Raw genomic sequence first — 19,129 nt, 5'->3', positions numbered from 1 at the left:
AAATATACCTAGACACTTTTTTTATAGACAAACACCAATTTTTAATCTATAAAACTAAGTATAAACCTTTATAGTATAAATCAGCCTTTCTGTAGATAAATTTGCACTGTAGGTATATTTCACTTTTTATTACATCAATTGGGTAGTTGATTTGTACAAATTCTATAATACAAATGTTGAAATCATTTCTAAAATTATTTACAGCGATTACTATTTTAATGGTAATTATATCCTGTTCTGCAGATGCTGATAGCGAAAGCTTAGTTGCTGGTGAAGACTTCACTGGCACAAACATTAGAGTTCTATCTATAGACACATTTGAGGTACGATTATCTACCATGAAATTCGACTCTATTACGACCTCAACTAGTGGTAGACTCCTCATAGGACAATACAATGATGACGATATGGGACTCATAACTACGTCTACTAATGTTCAACTTAGTCCATCCGCCTATTATCTAGATAATGATGCTGTTTTAGACAGTGTAGGTTTAGTTCTTGGCTATGACACTTATTATTACAATGACACTACCCAAGTGGCTACATTAAATATTCATAAGCTTACAGATAAGATGACTACTGATGACACGTATTTTTATAATACAACAGAGACATCTTATGAAGAAACCCCTTTACTTACTAAATCCTATTATCCCTCTCCAAGTAAAGATTCACTTTTTATAACCTTACCGTACAGTTTTGGCGAAGAACTCTTTAATGACATACGAGAAAATATTATTACAGATCAAGAGTCTTTGTATCAAATGCTTAAAGGCTTTACTATTATGCCAAGTAATGCGGATGACGGTTCAATTATTGGTTTTTCTACAGATAGTGACTCCTCTTACCTTCGCTTCTATTATACTATTCCTGATGAATTAGAAACCGACGAATACACTTACGACATGACTATAAACACCTATTATAATCATATAGAAAGTGATGTCACAGGCTTACCTTTAGAAGACATTACTGATCAAGAATTTAACCTCACCTCCACAGAAAGTGGCAATATAAGCTACAACCAAGCTGGTACGGGTTATGTAACTAGAATTGAATTCCCTACAATTAAAGATTTGTACAATATAGGTAGTGAAGGCACCATATTAGATGCCACACTATATATAGAACCTAACACGCTATCACATTCAGATATTCAACCCTTAAGCGAAACCCTATTACTTTATACTATAGATCAAAACAATGATTTAGCGAGTCAAATTAGTAATAGTGTAGATGTGGTTACAGCAACAACAACAAATGAAGATTCGGAATTTAATCAAGTTGCCTTTACGGTACCTGTAATAGATTTTATAGATCTAAAATTAAATGAGAGTCCTATAACGGAAGATGCCCTTATTATGATTCCAACGGATTATAATTCTACCGTTAATAAAATTATTTTTAATGACAGTCAGCGGTCTAACTTTAACACCAAACTAGTTATAACATATGCAGTATATGAATAAATCTCAATCTTTAATATTTTTTGCATTACTGTTTGGATTATATAGCCACTCACAATCTAGTAACCTCACAGGCTCTCCGTATTCACTTTTTGGCTTGGGAGTAGAAAGTAATTCAGGAACAGGTAGAAATAGTGGACTTGGTAATACAGGTATTTCCTTAGATGCCAACTACGGAATTAACCTCTACAATCCCGCGGCCTTTGCGACCTTAAAGAAAAATGAAGTCACTTTTGACTTTGGTGGTTCTGCCGAACTTACCAATCTTACAGGTGGTGATGCTAATGAGCAAAGATCTAATTACAACTTCACCAATATATCCATCGCATTTAACCATAATGACGACTACGGTATTGGCTTAACATTAAAACCATCGACAAATGTAGGCTATTCATTAATTGGTATCGAAAACAATATTGAAGGAAGTGATGAACAATTTACAACTAACATTGGAGGTACTGGTGGTATAAGTGAATTGCGATTAGACTACGCGCGAACATTTTTTAACAATTTAAATGTTGGTGTAAAAGCCTCTTACTTATTTGGTAACATTGAAGAAAGTGAGTCTATTGTAACATCGAATAGTTATTTAGAAATAATTGAAAATAATTATTATAACGGAGCACAATTGGGGTTAGGAGCACAGTATTCTTTAAAAGACAAACATAATTTTGGATTCACTTTAGACTTTCCTACCGTATTAAAAGGAACAAAGGACGTATATGTTGGTAAATATTCAAATTCTGCCTATTCAACTTTGGAAGAAACTGAGGGAGAGTCAATAGATAATTTTTACCTACCATTAAAACTTGGATTTGGATATAGCACCTCTTTTAAAAATCTGCTCCTAACTGCTGATTACACTAAAAAGTTCTGGTCTGCTACGAATCAGTCCGATGCTATCGGTGACTATGTTGATCAAGATATTTTTGGACTCGGAGCGTCTTTTGCTGTTGACCGAACAAGTTATAAATACTGGAAACGCGTAGATTTCAGAATGGGACTTAATTATAATTCAGGTTATCTAAAAGTTGAAGATACCAACATTGATACTTATTCAGCATCCTTCGGAATTGGTTTACCGATTGGCAAACGCTCTCTTCTAAACATTTCATATACTTTAGGTAAAAAAGGAACCACAGAGAGCATTCTAATAGAGGAATATGTAAATACCTTAAATATAAATATTTCACTATCTGATTTATGGTTTCAAAAACGTAAGTTTAATTAAATTAACGTTTTCTACTGCGGTCGGTTTTACAACGTCTACAACCTGATAAATACGTTACGGACAACTCGTAGACGCCATTGGTACGTCCTATTTTGGAGGTGTTCATGTCATAAGATAAACCGAATCGAAACTCAGTATATTCTAAACCAAAAAAAGCATTCACTGAAGTGAGTAGATGACTGTTAGAATCATTCTTAGCAGGATTAGTCGTCGCAGTAACACCTATTAAGAATTGATTCACCATCAGTAAAGAACCAACATCTAAGCGATTATATTCTCCTTGTTGCATATAATTAGTAGTCATCATAATACTATAATCGTTCATAAAAGGAAATCTGAAATTCCCGTGTAAGGCATAGAAAATATCCAAGGGCAATTCATCTCCATCAACAAACGAAATATTTGGACGATTAAGATGTTTGGCTGAAGCACCAAACCAATAAGTTATACCATTAAACTCCTGTTTCTCAAAAACAACTCCTGCAGAAATATCTCCAAAAAACACATTATCTACAGTATTACTCAACGGGTCTACGGATACAGGACTTACAATTCCTGAGTTAATATTTATTTGATCTGCCAACGTGAGGTTATTAAACCCAACGTCTTTAAACCCTAAACCAACCTCTAAAGCCGGTCTAAAATACCAACCTCCATCTAAGTTTACGCGATGGGCATAATTGACATTCAATTGATAATAATTGTAATCGCTAAATGCTTCGTGCTGTCTTAGAAAATTTACTCCCACTCCAAAACCTAAACTTGGTCCATAATCAAACGATTTATTGAGATAAGCATATTGCGTATCTACTCTTAAGTCTAAATTTGGCCACTGGGTTCTGGTTACTACTCCGGCTGCAAGTCTATCACTATCCTCAAAACCTGAGAATCCAGGATTCATGGTTTCTTGAATATAGTTTGACTGCGTAAAAATCGGGTCCTGAGCATGAACTCTTAAACCAATTAAAACCACTATTATAATTATAAATCTTTTCAATGTCATTTCGGTTTTATCTGATAAATACAAAAGCTCCTTGTTTCTTAATTTCGTTGCCATAAAATGTCTTGGCTGTAAATGTGTAGTAGTAATTTCCGTTTTCGGCTTCTTCGTCCTTTACTTTACCATCCCATCCTCTAATCGCATCTCCGGTTTCATTATAGATAAGACTTCCCCATGTATCGTACACATTCATTTCTAAACTATTTAATCCTATAAAAACAGGTCCAAAGAAATCATTAACACCATCACCATTTGGTGTAAATGCATCTGGCATTATGAGTTTATAACCTTCCTCAATACTAAGCGTTATTGATTTTTCATATACACAACCATACGGATACGTTACCGTTTGTTTTACCTCATAACTACCAGGAGTGAAATACGTATGTATTGGATTTTCTTCACCCGAAAAACTACCATCTCCAAAATCCCACAGTATGGTTTCGTAATGTCCTGTGGCTTCGTTTATAAATTCAATAGGATCTTGAATGGCGTAAATGCCATAATTTAAATATCCATAAGATGTGGTATCAAAATCAGCATCTCCCAAAGTGGTAAGCTCAACGTTAAATGTGTAATTAATTGAACATCCAAAACTATCGGTAACTTCTAAAATAACTAAGCCATTTGCGTCCGTGGTCATGAACTCATTATTAACACCACTAACCGTTCCACTAGACCAATTATATTGAAATGGTGGCACTCCTCCACTTGCCATGGCAATAAACGTTTGATTTATCGTTTTGGTGTCACAATTTACATCCACCTCTTCTTCAACATGTAACACTAAAGGTTCAAATCTAGTCACCTCCCAACTCCCTTCTATCGTACAGCCATTGGCATCTGTAACTGCAGCGACATAAGTATTTGGAGGAATAGCACTTAAATCTTCTGTAACTTCCCCATTAGACCAAAGCACGTCAAATGGTGGAGTTCCACCTTGAATAAGTAAGTTAATCGCTCCACTATTAGGATCCTCACAATCCAAAGCATTGGTAAGGGTTGCAGATAACTCTAATGGTAAAATATCGAATATGGTAAAACTTTCTTGAATCTCACAAGGCACACCATCTGTAATAGTTACAGTATACATACCTGGAGCTAAATTATTTCGTTCTGTTCCGGCTGTAGCATCATCATCCCAAACAAGGTTTACGGGATCAACACCACCTACAAAATTTAAGGTGATGCTGCCATCATTTTCACCTGCACAAGTCATTTGTGTCACTACGGGATCAATCAGAAAAACAGGAGGTTCATCTATAACTACTGGGAATTGACGCTCACAATTTTCCGCATCAGTTATGGTAATAGTATATGTACCACCAGATAAATTTGTCTGACTATTTCCTGTACCTAAATTACTCCAAGCTATGGTATACGGTGCTACACCTCCAGAAATTGAATTAATAACTATAGAGCCGTCATTGTCTCCATAACAGACCATTTGTGTCACTGTAAGATCGATTTCTATTTGATCATTTTCAAGAATCTCTACCTCTAGAGTATCAATACAACCTGAACGATCTGTAACCGTAAGATTATAAGTCCCTGCGATTAACGTATCAATATTCTGATTGGTGCTAGAAAACCCATTAGGACCAGACCATACATAATTATAATCGGTTCGCCCACCTATAACATTCACAGCAATTATTCCTGTGGCATCTCCGTAACATAACACATCCGTTTTAGCATCTAAAGTCACTTCTAATTCTGCTGGTTCTTCAAATGTAAAATCATACTCAATCGGACCACACGAATTCGCATCGGTTACTGAAATATTATAATCTCCTGGTCCAATATTGGACACATCTTCGTCTGTTGAAAATGGCGATCCATTTAAAGTCCAAGTATAAACATATGGCGGAGTTCCTCCTGAGACATCAATTCCAATCTCTCCATCATTGGCACCAAAACATGAAATGGTTTCTACATCAAAATCAATAGCGCTAAATACGAGTTCATCTGGTTCCGTTATGGTTATAATTTCCGAATAAGGACAACCTCCATCATCTTCAATATCCAAAGTATAATCGCCAGCTTCCAAATTAAAGATATCTTGATCTGTACTCGAAAATCCATTTGGCCCTGTCCAAGTGATATTATAATCACTTCCTGTTGAGAAAGGAATACCACCAACAATTACAATTTCTATAGAACCAGTATTCACTTGATAACATAAATTATGAGTCTCGGTAGACATGACGGAAATAGAAGGATTAACTATCACCTCAACTTCAAATGGTAAACCAGGACAATTTCCTGAAACGGGAGTCACCGTATAGGTTACTGTTGCAGGAGTAGTCGTTGTATTTTCTAAAAATTGAGATACCGTTGCGATAGGAGTTAACTGTTCAGTAGCACCGGTAATACTTCCGATTGGACTAACGACAGGAGTTGTCCAAGTATATACTGTATTTAAAGGCACCGTATCACTTGTATCTGGTAAAAACACAAATGTATTTCCACTACAAATTAAGACTTCTGAATTAGCAATAAGCGGTGTTTCGTTCACTATAATTTCGGCTGTTTCAGATATAATTTCGGTACAACCTCCTGAACTAAATGTAATTATAGCATAATAATGCATAGAACCGACAGTATCTACATTTGGATTATACGTGTTAGTCGTTGCACCAGGAATAGCAGTACCTGTTAAAGTATTATCATCTATATTTTGATACCATTGATATGTAGCTGTTCCCGTACCATTTGTATACGCAACCGTTAACGCTGGTGTGGTTTCACCTAAACAAAGCTCATCCAAAATCGGTTGTGCACTAAACTGTGCTCCTGCGCTAATTTCGACCTCAGCAATAGCACTAATCACCTCACAACCAGAAACATCTTGCGTAATGATACAATAATAGAAAAGGGTACCGACTGCAGATCCTGGAGGTGTATATATATTTGAAGTCGCTCCTGCTATTACTGTTCCCGATGTGGTATTATTCGCCGTATTGACATACCATTGGTACGATAGGTTACCTAAACCACCAGAAACTACCACTTCCAAATCCTCAACGGCAGAATTCTGACATAAACTTTGAAAATCTAAAGGTTCAATGGTGATTTCAGGATCATCAACAACTTCAATTTCTGAAACGTCGCTAATTAGCATTGAACAGCCATTAGATACAAATGAAACTTCTACGTAATAATAAAAAGTTCCAATCGTATTAAAGACAGGCGGTGTATATGTTGATGCGGTAGCTCCTGAAATTAAGGTACCACCAGAATTACTATTTATAGTATTACTAAACCATTGGTAAGTCGCCGTACCTGATCCGCCTGAAATAATCACCTCAAGTTCTTCCGAATTACCTCCAATACAAATGGATTGTGTACTTATTGGCTGTGTATCAATTTGCGGAGCATTGGCAACTTCAATTTCTGCAGTATCAGAAATGATTTCATTACAACCACCTGAAGAAAATGTAATAATAACGTAGTAATAAGTTATGCCTACAGTATCTGTTGGTGGAGAAAATGTTGCAGATGTGGCTCCAGCAATAGCAGTTCCTGATGAGGTATCATTAACCGTATTTTCATACCATTGGTAAACCGGAGTTCCTGTGCCTTGATACGCCACCGATAAATCATCCGTTGTACCATTTTGGCAAACTCCATTTGATATAGGCTGCACAGTAATTAAAGGGGCCGGCTCAACAATGATTTCAAAATCGAATGGTAATCCTTCACAACCATCAATTTCTGGTGTTACCGTATATATTAAAGTAATTGGAGACGTTGTCGTATTAATAATCGTTTGCACAGGAATAGTGCTACCTATTCCGCTTGGAGCGTAACCAGACAGCCCAACTGGATTATTAGAGGTCCAGTTAAAAGTTGTACTCGGATCATCCGATGTTATGAGTATTGCTGCTGTTGAAGCTCCAGAACAAATGGTTTGAACCAAATCTGTATTTGTGATTGTCGGAGAATCATTAATAGAAAAGGTTTCTGTTTCAGTCGTAGTGCCACAACTATTTGTAATGCTAAAGGTAACCGTATAATCACCAACTGTTGTATAACTAATAGTACCTGGATCTAATTGGTCTGAAGTTGCAGGTGAACCCCCAGGAAACAACCAGCTATACGTTATAGTATCTGAAGCAGGTGCACATGTCTCCACTGTAGCAACCGGATTAAAAGTTAGCGAACCACAAGCATCCTCAATAGGATCTAAAGTAACTGTTGGTGGACGTTTAACCTCAATAAACTGAGATGTTTGAAAATCTCCACAAGAATTTGTAGCCGTCATTACAATTTCATACGTTCCTGCAGTATCGAATTGAATAGATGGATTTTCAGAATTTTCATCTGTACCACCTGTGAAATTATATGATTCTGAAGTTCCACAGAATTCAGACGTGTAAATGACTTCCCATAGATAGGTGTCAGAACCGCAGGACTGAGAAAGATCTGTTGTATTTGAAATATTCAAATCAAAAGGAATACAACCTGAAGTATCACTTAATGAAAAGCTAGGCACTAATTCTGGTTCGATGCAAATTGTTTTACTCACAGGTGGTGTAGCTCCACAAAAATTCTCTTCAGTCAAGGTTACAGTATAGGTTCCTGGAGACGTATATGTATGTGTTGGACTTTCTAAATCTGACGTATTACCATCACCAAAGTCCCACACATGATTGGCTTGTTCTGTACAATTTGGACCATATCCATTTTCTGTAGTATTTGTAAATTGTATTTCGGTATTGAGACAGCCTGGTGTTTCAAATTCAAAATCAACTTCAGGTAATGATAATAGCGTAATAGGACCTGCTGTGGATATTGTATTTCCACATGAGGTGGATATATTTAAAGATATTATGTAACCAGGATTAGGACAACTTGATTCTGTATAAATATGATTTAAAGGAAATGGACTGGCTGCAGAAGGATTTGCAGGATCATAATCTAAAGAAGCAGCAATTAAATTTCCTTGGGTAAATGTTTCTTGGGTACCATCTCCATAATCGACGAAATAAGTGGTGTCTTGAGGATTTTCTCCCCAATCGGCAATTGTAAAGCCTAAATCGTCAACCGGCAAGCATAAATTGGTGGTATTACCTGGATTTGACACGTTACCACCAGGATTACTAGAATTCTTTACAAGGTAAGTATCATTAGTAATACAACCATTAGTTCCGTAGCCCGTGATGACCATATCAAAAGAACCTAATACGTTATAGGTATGTGTAATGGGAAACGTAATATTAGTTTCAGACGATCCATCTCCCCAATTTATATCATAAGATGTAACACAACTATCAGAAGGTGATACATTACCAACATCAACGGTATAAGTCGGATCTACAGTATTATTACCACAATTATCAAATGGTAGAAATTGAGCATTTAAATCTTCGAAACTAAGATTTGGTCGTTGTTTTATACTTATTGGTTTTGTTCTAGTTTTTGTACAGCCATTACTATCAGTGACCGTTAACGTTACTGAGAAGTTGGAAAACCCACATCCAAAGGCATCATAACTATGCGAAGGATTTTCATTTGTAGAACTACTAGAGTCTCCAAATTCCCAATCGTAAGTAAAAGGACCATTACCTGTTACTGTTGACGAAAAATTAACTGGAGTACCAGAACAAGTATCGTCATTAAATGTAAAATTAACCGTAGGTGGAGCAGCAACGGTTACCGTAGCGCTTCCATTTGCTGGAGACGTGGTATTAGAGCTATCGCGAACAGAAACGAGTTCATACACAAAACTACCAATCACATTGGTATTTACAGATATTGAAACTGACGTATCAGTACCACCAGTTGTAATTGTTTGATTGCTTCCTCCATTAATTGTATACGTAAACGTATAAGGTGCAGAACCTGCAGAACCCGTAAATGTTATTTCTGGTTGTGGACTCTCATTATGACAAACCGTTGTTGTTCCTGCTATAGTGGCATTAGGTGCCATGCGAACCGATTTTACATCTGTTATTTCTAATCTGTTTTTATTAAAAAGAGCTATATCTGAAATATTAACTGCCCCAATGATACCAAAAGCCAAACCAACCACTGTTAGTAGTCTAAATTTTATTTTCCCCATAAACACGTAATAGCTAATTACTTAAAGGTTTTCAATGTAGTTAAATTCTTGTTAAGTCAATATTAAACTTTAATATTATTCGACAAGAACATCGTATTTACTATGAATAACACTTTTAGCAAAATAATCGCGTGTAAATTAAGGCTTTACAACTAAGATTAAAATACACCATACTGGGTATTTTTCAATCCATTACACCTACTTATTATTAAATTTTGGGTCATTAAGATTTATTTCACTTCGCTATTTTCAAAATTTTCAACAATCATTTTCACGTTCGTTTTTTTGAGTAATAGCTAGAGAAAACAGCACTAACGAATAGAAAATCACAATAAAACACTTTCTCGACAATACACTTTATCGGATTTATTTGCGTTTTATGGATAAAAATTCAAAAATTATTATATCTTAGCGCCATAATTATTTCATTCAACCCCAAATCTGATGAAAAAAATTACGCTGATTTATTATCTTTTATTATTAATGTTCTCGTCTAGCTATGCTCAGCATTTAGATGATTCAGAACCAAATGTCACAACTAATAGTGATCAATTAAATTGGTCGCAACTAGAACATTATAATTATAACCGTACATTCTTAAATAACTTAGATAATACGTATCAGCATCCATCTTCTCTTAGCAGAAGTGTCAATCAACAAAGTCTTGATGACATCCTTACCATAAGTTTAGTAAATAACAACACCAGTTATAACCAAAATACTAACGATACTAATGCACCTCAACCAACCTTATTTTGGGGAAATAATGGCGCTCATATACATACGAACGCTTCACCAGTTATTTTAAATCTAAGTGAAGACATCGACTCAAACATTCAGTCCACAGTTTCATACACCGCCATGCAACGTATATGGAAACTTATTCCAGTGAGTGAAGAAACTCCAACATTACGTATTAAAATTCCAAAAGAAGTCATTAATAATACTTCGGAAATTGGAAATTATTACATGTTTATTTCAGATTCAGGCACCTTCGATGCTAATGCCGATTTTAGAATCTTGACTTTAGATGATGCTGATAACTTAGAAACAGAATACAACTTAAATGGACCTATTTATGTAACCTTTGGATATTCACCTCAAATTACTAGAGAACGCGCTATCTATTTTAATGGTTCTGACAGTTATATTGATATGCAAAACTCCTTAGATTTAAATCCGAATGGTTTTACAGTCTCTGCATGGATAAAACACGACTCTGAAAACACTGACAATGTTTCTATTCTTTCTAAGAGAGATGTCGCATTTACGCATGGTTATGACTTAACGCTTACTAATTCTAACAAGATTAACATCACGTGGAAAAATAACAGTAGCCAATCCCTTAACTCTTATACTTCTATTCCTGAGAATGAATGGCATCATATCGCTGTGACTTATGATGGCTCAATCGCGTCAATTTACATTGATGGCGTATTAGATCATTCTGCTGAAAAAACAGCACCTACACCAACAGCTGAATCCTTTCATATAGCAGCTGCAGGCTCAATCTCTCCAATACAATACTATAAAGGTCATATAGATGAAGTCCGTATTTGGAATACATCTTTAACTGTAGACCAATTGCGTTTCATGATGAATCAAGAAATTACGAATGATTCTGGACGAGTGATTGGTAAGGAATTACCAATATCTATTACTAAAAATGACATTAACACGATTTCTTGGTCAGATTTAGCGGCCTATTATCCAATGACCAATTTTACCTTTAGAAATACAACAGATGCTTCTGGTAATGGAAATGATGGACATTTACAACATATTTTAACCGTTGATAAAGAAACCACTCCATTACCTTACAAATCTCAATATGATGGGAAATGGACTCACAACGCAACATGGACGTTTGGAAGTCTGCAATACATTCCTGGGGCTGTTTCTATTGTAAACCCCGAAGTAACCATAGATTGGAATATTGTTAGAACAGCTCACAATATAAGTATGAACAATGTGTTTTTGCCTGCCCAAAAGGAACAAAACAGAACCATTCTTGCACTGTTCGTAGATGACAATGAATTAAAAATTACGGGAGAATCCTCTGCATTTATAGGAAATGGATTAACTATAACTCATTATTTAGGGCTTAATGGAACAATAGATTTAGATGGTGAATCACAATTAATTCAAACGTATGATAGTGATTTAGAGACTTTTACTAACGGAAACATAGAACGCGATCAACAAGGCACTGCTGATACCTATACTTATAATTATTGGTCGTCACCTGTTCAGCGTATCAATTCAGAATCTAATAATTTTAGAATTACAGATGTATTAAAAGATGGTACAGATCCCAATGAACCCGTAGACATAAATTTTTCGTCTTCTGGTTATAACGGAGCAGCAACGCATCCTATAACCATTGCCGATTATTGGATCTGGAAATATACTAATATTACAGGTAACACCTATTCTGCATGGCAACATATTAGACGCACCGGTACGCTTTCACCAGGTGAAGGTTTTACGATGAAGGGCCCAGGAACAGGTACTATTTCACCCCCCCAAAATTATGTATTCTCTGGAAAACCTAATAACGGAGATATTAATCTACCGTTGTATTCCGATAGTGAGTATTTAGTTGGTAATCCATATCCTTCAGCTATTGACGCTTTGCAATTTATTAAAGATAATGGTCCTGACTTAAACAATAACACAGCACCGCTCATAAGTGGTACGCTTTATTTCTGGAATCATTGGGGCGGAGGGTCTCATGCCACACAAGATTACGAAGGTGGTTATGCCATATACAATTATTCTGGAGCTGTCGCTGCTGCTTATAAGGGTAGTAATCAATCATTGACTGAGACAGATGGTGAACCTACCAAAGCACCCGGACGATACATTCCTGTTGGCCAAGGCTTCTTTGTGGTTGGTAAAAACACTGGCACTATTAATTTTAACAATAGCCAACGTGTATTCAAAAAGGAGGGCGAAGCTTCCGTATTTATGCGAAGCTCTAATACAACGAACACCACCGATGCAACTGAATCAGAAGATATTAGAATGAAATTTAGAATTGGGTTTAATTCTGTCAATACTATTAGACGTCAGTTATTATTAACCATAGATGAAAATGCGTCTTTAGATGTTGACTGGGCTTATGATGGAAAGATTAATGAAGAACAAATTGATGATATGTTCTGGCTTATTAATGATGATGCTTATATCATTCAGGCTAGTAATGAAGCTGAGACCTCTTCAATCTACCCTATAGGTATCAAAACGAAAACGAATGGTATAAACTCCATAATGATTGATGAACTGGAAAATGTTCCTAATGATATCAACGTGTATTTACACGATAAAGAATTAGGTATCTATCATGATTTAAGAGTTGGTAATTACGATATTTTCTTAATCAAAGGAGACTATCTCGATCGTTTTGAAATTACATTCGGTACCGAAGAAGATTTACTAAGTCTTGAAGATCGTATCTCAAATTCTATCAATGTGCTCTATTCTAATGCTATTGAAAAAATTGTGATTGTCAATCCAAATCTTCTCGAGGTTGACACAATGGTTGTATTTAATATGTTAGGCCAATCCGTTTATAATGTTAATACCATTGAACAACGTAATTATTCAGAATATAATATAAAGCATTTAAGTGCCGGAACCTATATCGTGAAATTACAAACACGCACAGGTTCCGTAGTAACCAAGAAAGTTTTAGTTGATTAGATTAATTGTTTTTAGTTAGTGATTAGAAAGTCTCAGTTGATAAAAGCTGAGGCTTTCTTTATTTAAGTACTTCTAAAAGTGCATTAAAATCTAACTTTTGCTGTTCACCTAAAGCCATATTTTTCAATGTAAATACTTCAGACTTTAATTCTTCCTCACCCATGATTACTACAAACGGAATGTTACGACGATTCGCATAATTCATTTGTTTTTTCATTTGCTTGCCTGTAACTGCCGCATCCGGAAATAACTCTGCTTTTACATTGGCCTGTCTTAATTTCGTAACAGCTCCCAAACTAAATAAGGCTTCCGCTTCACCAAAATTAATGAAGAGTACTTTAGTGGATTCAGCAATAGTTGATGGAAATAAGTCCAATTCCTCTAGCACCAAATAAATACGATCTAACCCAAAGCTAATACCAACACCACTCATATCTTTTAAACCAAAGATTCCGGTAAGATCATCGTAACGACCTCCACCACCAATAGAGCCCATTTTTACACCTTCTGGTGCTGAGACTTCAAAAATAGCTCCTGTGTAATAATTCAACCCTCTCGCTAAGGTCACATCTAACTGTAATGTGGCGGTTTTTAATTTTAAACCAGAAATGGCTGTATTTATAAATTCGAGTTCTTCAATCCCTTTTAATCCAATTTCTGATGCACTTAAAATAGATTTTAAACTCTCTATTTGAGTTCCAAAATCTCCTTGTAAGGTAAATAAAGGTTGAAGTTTAGAAATCCCCTCTTCAGAAATACCCTTACTTCGCATTTCTTCTTTAACTTTCTCCTCACCTATTTTATCTAGCTTATCTAAAGCCACTGTAAAATCGATCAATTTATCTTGTGCACCAATCACTTCAGCAATACCGGATAAGATTTTACGATTATTGATCTTAATGGTTACTCCTTCTAATTTTAAAGCTGAAAACACCGCATCATACAATTGTACAAATTCTACTTCTTGAAACAAAGATTTAGAACCTACGACGTCAGCATCACATTGAAAAAATTCTCTAAAACGGCCTTTTTGTGGGCGGTCTGCTCGCCAAACGGGTTGAATTTGGTAGCGTTTAAATGGGAATTCTATCTCGTTTTGGTGTTGTACAACGTAACGTGCAAAAGGTACTGTGAGGTCGTAGCGAAGGGCTTTTTCTGAAATTTTAGGTGTCATTAAACTTTCAGATTTTGTATTATAATCGTCTTCTGAAATTTTCTTTAAATATTCACCACTATTCAAAATCTTAAAAATCAAGCGATCTCCTTCATCCCCATATTTGCCCATTAACGTATCAGAATTTTCAAAACTTGGAGTTTCTATAGGTTGAAACCCAAAAATTTGGAATTGTTTTTTTATCGTTTCCATGATATAAGAACGCTTTGCGACGTCCTCTGCGTTAAAATCTCTTGTGCCTTTTGGGATGCTTGGTTTTTGTGCCATGTTTACTTTCCACGAAAGTGGAAATCTTATTTAGTGAAACTTAATTTAAACTCTATAGTAATCACAAAAATATTATATTTTTCAGAGGTCTTACTAAGATAATTCAATTTTATAGTAACTTTATACGACTTAAGTCGTCTTATGCTTTAAGCAACCCAACTAACGCGATAAATAAAGTATGTTTTCATTAGCCAAAGAGAATATTAGAATTGCTTTCGATTCTATAAAAAGTCAATTGCTCCGAACTATCTTAACGGTTTTAATTATCGCAATTGGTATTATGGCTTTGGTTGGCATTTTAAGTGGAGTCTCAGCTTTAGAAAATACGATTAGGAGTAATTACTCTTCGATGGGTTCTAATACTTTCAATTTTCAGCGCTATGAATTTACAGCACAACGTCAAAGTAGTAGAGAACGTCAAAAAATAAATCCGGTTATTAATTATAGAAATGTCAAGGATTTTGAGGATCAATACAATTTTCCGTACACCAAAGTCGCTGTGTCTTTTTATGGCACAGCCACTGCAGAAGTTAAGTATGAAAGTAAAAAAACAGATCCTGAAGTTGCCGTACTTGGAGCTAACGAGTATTATATTGAAAATTCAGGCTTAGATATTGAATTTGGGCGTTCTTTAAACGTCTTCGATGTTGAGAATAGCAATTCGGTTTGTGTAATAGGAAGTGATTTGTACAAGGCCTTATTTCCTGATGAAAATCCGATAGGAAAAACCATAAGTATAAGAGGCTCCAAGTTTAAAGTGATTGGTGTCCTCAAAGAAAAGGGAGCAACGTTCGGGAACAATCAAGATTTAAGAGTATTTATTCCCATTCAGAAAGCGCGCTCAATTTTCACTAATGCTAATATAAATTATAATTTAAGTGTAAAAGTGGACAAAACAGAGATGCTAGAGGCTGCTCAAGATGAGGCTGTACTTACCTTTAGAAATATTAGAGGGCTCAACCCAATTGAAAAGAATGATTTTGGTATTGAGCGTAGTGATGATTTGTTGAATCAGGCCGCTCAAAACACATTAGCACTTTATATCGCAGCGTGGATTATTAGTATCATCACTATTTTTGGATCTACTATTGCGTTGATGAATATTATGCTAGTTTCCGTAAGTGAGCGTACACGTGAAATAGGTGTTAGAAAAGCGCTTGGTGCTAAAAGTAAGACCATTGCCTTTCAATTTTTTATGGAAACGGTTATCATAGGTCAATTCGGTGGTATTTTGGGAATAATACTTGGAATTTTAATAGGTTGGGGAGTATCATCTAAATTTGAATTAGAATTCGCGACACCTTGGTTTGCTATGTTCTGTGCAGTAGCTATTGCTTTTTTAGTAGCCATTATTTCAGGCTTATTTCCCGCCATAAAAGCTTCTAAATTAGATCCGATTGAGTCTTTACGTTATGAATAACGTAGTGCTCCGAAAAGAAGATTATTAAGAGTTTTGAGATAACTTCTTATTAAACCCAATAAAATACCCAACCAATAAGATGATACTGTATAGAACGCTATTTAAAGCGCCAAATGTATTCATCAAATAGTCGTGCATTTTTATATAAAAAAGTATAACGCAGACCGCACTAATAACTATTATAATTTCTGTTCTCTTCTTTAAAACAATAAAGCCACATAAACCATTGGAACAAAATGCTTTTATGACAAATAGTTTTAAAAATAAACCAAATAGAGCACAAAAAAAGAATTCTATTTTATGTACAGGATCGAGAAAGAATGGGAAAAATAAAAAATAAGCGAAATAAAAATAATTGAGAATAAGATTAGATTTGAACATTTTTATACGTTTCAATTTTTGATTACCTCCTCTAAATTCTCGTCGATTTTTATTTAACGCTTTAATATAAAATTCTTTAGAACCTCAGAAATCACCCAAAGTGATGAAAAGAAGACGTTTTAATTCTTACATCTTCCTTTCTAATATTTTACCCTTTCACCAAATCTGCAAAATATTTAAACAATTCACCTTTGGTTATATTCGCACCAGACTGAATCATTTTAAATATATCTAAATGTTTATCATCTGAATACTCTTTTTTCGCATTAAAAAATTCAATAGCATCAGATAACAAATTATTTCTTAACCATTCAAAGCCTTCTTTGGTTGTAAAATCGACTTCTTGAACATCTATTTTAATAGCAATTAAACGCATACTCTTTTCATTACATTCAAAAAGATGAATTTGGTTTGGAGAAATATGTTCTAAGTATTTTACTTTACTTAAAACTCCGAACCACACTAAATCACTAAAGACATCCAATTCTTGCTCAGCAGCTTCTGGTTTGTTCTTTTTAATGTCTTCCCACTCATCACCTGTAATAGATTGTGTGGCTAAAAAATTGATGAATTCTTGGTGTAATTCTTCAAATTGTTCTTTTGTTAATCTTGTATATTTCATGTATACTAAATTTATTCAAATATCTTCTTACAATTTATTTATAGCTTTAAAAGCTTCAAAGGGTCTATCAGTAGCTATGATATCGGCACCGTTTTCCTTCCATTGACGGTATAATACATCTCCTTTAGCTTTGGCACTTTTATCTAAGTTACCAAGAGTCCCAAGAACACAAACAATATTATTATCGTGTAATCTTTTAAAAAGCGAAGCTTCTGACAAACGTGTTCCTGTAAAGGCTAACATGCTATTTGTTGGAATTCCAGCAGCCAGCAAACGCTCAAATTCATCGTTATTTCTAGCTGAAACAGACAATAACAATTCTGGAGCTAATTTATAAGCCTCCATAGCTTGTTCAACATTATAAGTGATAATAATACTAACGTCTTCTGCTTTAGCAGCTCTAATAGCATTAATAACGGTTTCTTGACTCACCGTTTTCTTAATATCTATGGTAAGAATTACATTATGCTTTACACTCCAGTCTAACACATCAGAAAACAATGGAATTTTAAAAGTAGTTTCGTTACCATGATCATCCTTTAAATTGAATTGTTTTAATTCATTATAGGTTAGATCTGCGACTTTACCACTCCCTGTTGTGGTTCTATCTATGGAGCTATCGTGTAATAATACTAGTTGTCCGTCCCTGGTTTGTGCGACATCAATTTCATACACAGCTACAATACTATCGTTGACGTATTTTAGGGTTTCTAAAGCATTTTCGGGATAATTAACTAATCCCTTACCACCACGATGCACGCTGATGTTAGGGTATCCTGAATTTGAGGCTTTAAATAGCGTAATAAGTTCAGAAGCTTCAACTTCTGAGGTTTTTGCTGGTTCTTTAGCCTGCTTACAACTTATAAAAGCACAACATACGAGAATAGATAAAAAATATTTCATAAATATGACCACGGTTAAGATCATCTAAGTTTTAAAAACTTGATAAATCTGGTAAAAAACATTACAAAAAAACCGCTTAGTAAACTAAACGGTTTTTAAAAAGTTATCTTAATTAAGATTAAGCATCAGCAATAACATCGAAAGTTAAATCAACTGTTACTGATCTGTGTAATCTAATTGCAGCTTCGTACTGACCTAAACGCTTAATGTTACCACCATTAATAGAAATAAATTTCTTATCAACATCGTGACCAGCATTTTTTAATGCAGCAGCTAAATCGATAGTGGTAATAGAACCAAATAATTTATCTCCAGCAGTAGCACCAGTTCCAGCTTTAGCTGTAATTTTAATATCTAAACCTCTTAAAGCTTCAGCAGTTTTTTCAGCATCAGCAATAATAGTTTTCTCTTTGTAAGCTCTTTGCTTTAAAGTTTCCGCTAATACTTTTTTAGCAGAAGAAGTAGCCATAATAGCTTGTCCTTGAGGAATTAAAAAGTTTCTACCATAACCGTTCTTAACAGATACAATATCGTCTTTAAATCCTAAATTATCAACGTCTTGTTTTAATATAAGTTCCATTGTTATGATATTTTATTTTAATAAATCAGCAACATATGGCATAAGTGCTAAATGTCTAGCTCTTTTTACAGCCACAGATACTTTTCTTTGATACTTTAAAGATGTTCCTGTTAAACGTCTTGGAAGTAATTTACCTTGTTCGTTTACAAAACCTAATAACCAGTCTGCATCTTTATAATCTACATACTTGATTCCAGATTTTTTGAAACGACAGTACTTCTTGTTTTTAGAAGTCTCTATATTAAGAGGAGTAAGATATCTAATCTCACCGTCTTTTTTTCCTTTTGCTTGTTGTTCTATTGATGACATA

At 34.9% G+C, this 19,129-nt stretch carries 11 protein-coding genes; 4 read left to right on the top strand and 7 right to left on the bottom strand.

Annotated features, from left to right (window positions below; all coding sequences use genetic code 11):
• Positions 1–173 precede the first annotated feature (173 nt).
• Complete coding sequence (locus tag KO515_RS14335) at positions 174–1,472, top strand: DUF4270 family protein (RefSeq protein ID WP_215937026.1); 1,299 nt, start codon at positions 174–176, stop codon at positions 1,470–1,472.
• A complete protein-coding gene (locus KO515_RS14330; protein ID WP_215937025.1) occupies positions 1,465–2,700 on the top strand; it encodes a hypothetical protein in 1,236 nt (411 codons plus the stop codon). The genes KO515_RS14335 and KO515_RS14330 overlap by 8 nt, the downstream gene beginning before the upstream one ends.
• Before the next feature lies 1 nt (position 2,701).
• Here the strand turns inward: KO515_RS14330 and KO515_RS14325 are convergent, their stop codons facing one another.
• Positions 2,702–3,703 (bottom strand): PorP/SprF family type IX secretion system membrane protein, encoded by a 1,002-nt coding sequence (locus KO515_RS14325; RefSeq protein ID WP_215937024.1) that lies wholly within the window; start codon positions 3,701–3,703, stop codon positions 2,702–2,704.
• Positions 3,704–3,710: 7 nt separating this feature from the next.
• Positions 3,711–9,767, bottom strand: coding sequence for a PKD domain-containing protein (locus KO515_RS14320; protein WP_215937023.1), 6,057 nt, complete (start codon positions 9,765–9,767; stop codon positions 3,711–3,713).
• A gap of 444 nt (positions 9,768–10,211) precedes the next feature.
• On the opposite strand from KO515_RS14320, the gene KO515_RS14315 reads away from it, so the two are divergent.
• Complete coding sequence (locus tag KO515_RS14315) at positions 10,212–13,472, top strand: LamG-like jellyroll fold domain-containing protein (protein WP_215937022.1); 3,261 nt, start codon at positions 10,212–10,214, stop codon at positions 13,470–13,472.
• A gap of 58 nt (positions 13,473–13,530) precedes the next feature.
• On the opposite strand, the gene hisS is transcribed toward KO515_RS14315, so the two are convergent.
• Entirely contained in the window at positions 13,531–14,913 is a 1,383-nt protein-coding gene (gene hisS / locus KO515_RS14310) for a histidine--tRNA ligase (RefSeq protein ID WP_215937021.1), read from the bottom strand.
• Between the two features lie 178 nt (positions 14,914–15,091).
• Here hisS and KO515_RS14305 point away from each other — a divergent pair, with 178 nt between their 5' ends.
• Complete coding sequence (locus KO515_RS14305) at positions 15,092–16,333, top strand: ABC transporter permease (RefSeq protein WP_215937020.1); 1,242 nt, start codon at positions 15,092–15,094, stop codon at positions 16,331–16,333.
• 529 nt (positions 16,334–16,862) lie between these two features.
• Here KO515_RS14305 and KO515_RS14300 read toward each other — a convergent pair.
• The 4 genes from KO515_RS14300 to rpsR all read right to left on the bottom strand — a co-directional run bounded on the left by KO515_RS14300 (position 16,863) and on the right by rpsR (position 19,128).
• Positions 16,863–17,336: a DUF6495 family protein gene (locus KO515_RS14300; RefSeq protein WP_215937019.1), complete on the bottom strand. Its 474-nt coding sequence runs from the start codon at positions 17,334–17,336 to the stop codon at positions 16,863–16,865.
• A gap of 27 nt (positions 17,337–17,363) precedes the next feature.
• Entirely contained in the window at positions 17,364–18,239 is an 876-nt protein-coding gene (locus KO515_RS14295) for a glycerophosphodiester phosphodiesterase family protein (RefSeq protein WP_215937018.1), read from the bottom strand.
• A 118-nt stretch (positions 18,240–18,357) separates the two neighbouring features.
• Positions 18,358–18,819 carry a 50S ribosomal protein L9 gene (rplI, locus tag KO515_RS14290; RefSeq protein WP_215937017.1) on the bottom strand — a complete coding sequence of 154 codons (462 nt, stop codon included), beginning with the start codon at positions 18,817–18,819 and terminating at the stop codon, positions 18,358–18,360.
• Positions 18,820–18,831: 12 nt separating this feature from the next.
• The gene (rpsR, locus tag KO515_RS14285) at positions 18,832–19,128 is read right to left on the bottom strand and encodes a 30S ribosomal protein S18 (protein WP_186845850.1); all 297 of its coding nucleotides are present in this window, start codon (positions 19,126–19,128) and stop codon (positions 18,832–18,834) included.
• Position 19,129 lies beyond the last annotated feature (1 nt).

Origin of the sequence: Winogradskyella psychrotolerans (assembly GCF_018860545.1) — a bacterium.
GTDB lineage: Bacteria > Bacteroidota > Bacteroidia > Flavobacteriales > Flavobacteriaceae > Winogradskyella > Winogradskyella psychrotolerans_A.
Note: the sequence above shows the minus strand (reverse complement) of the source record. Positions and strands in the feature narration are given on the sequence as shown.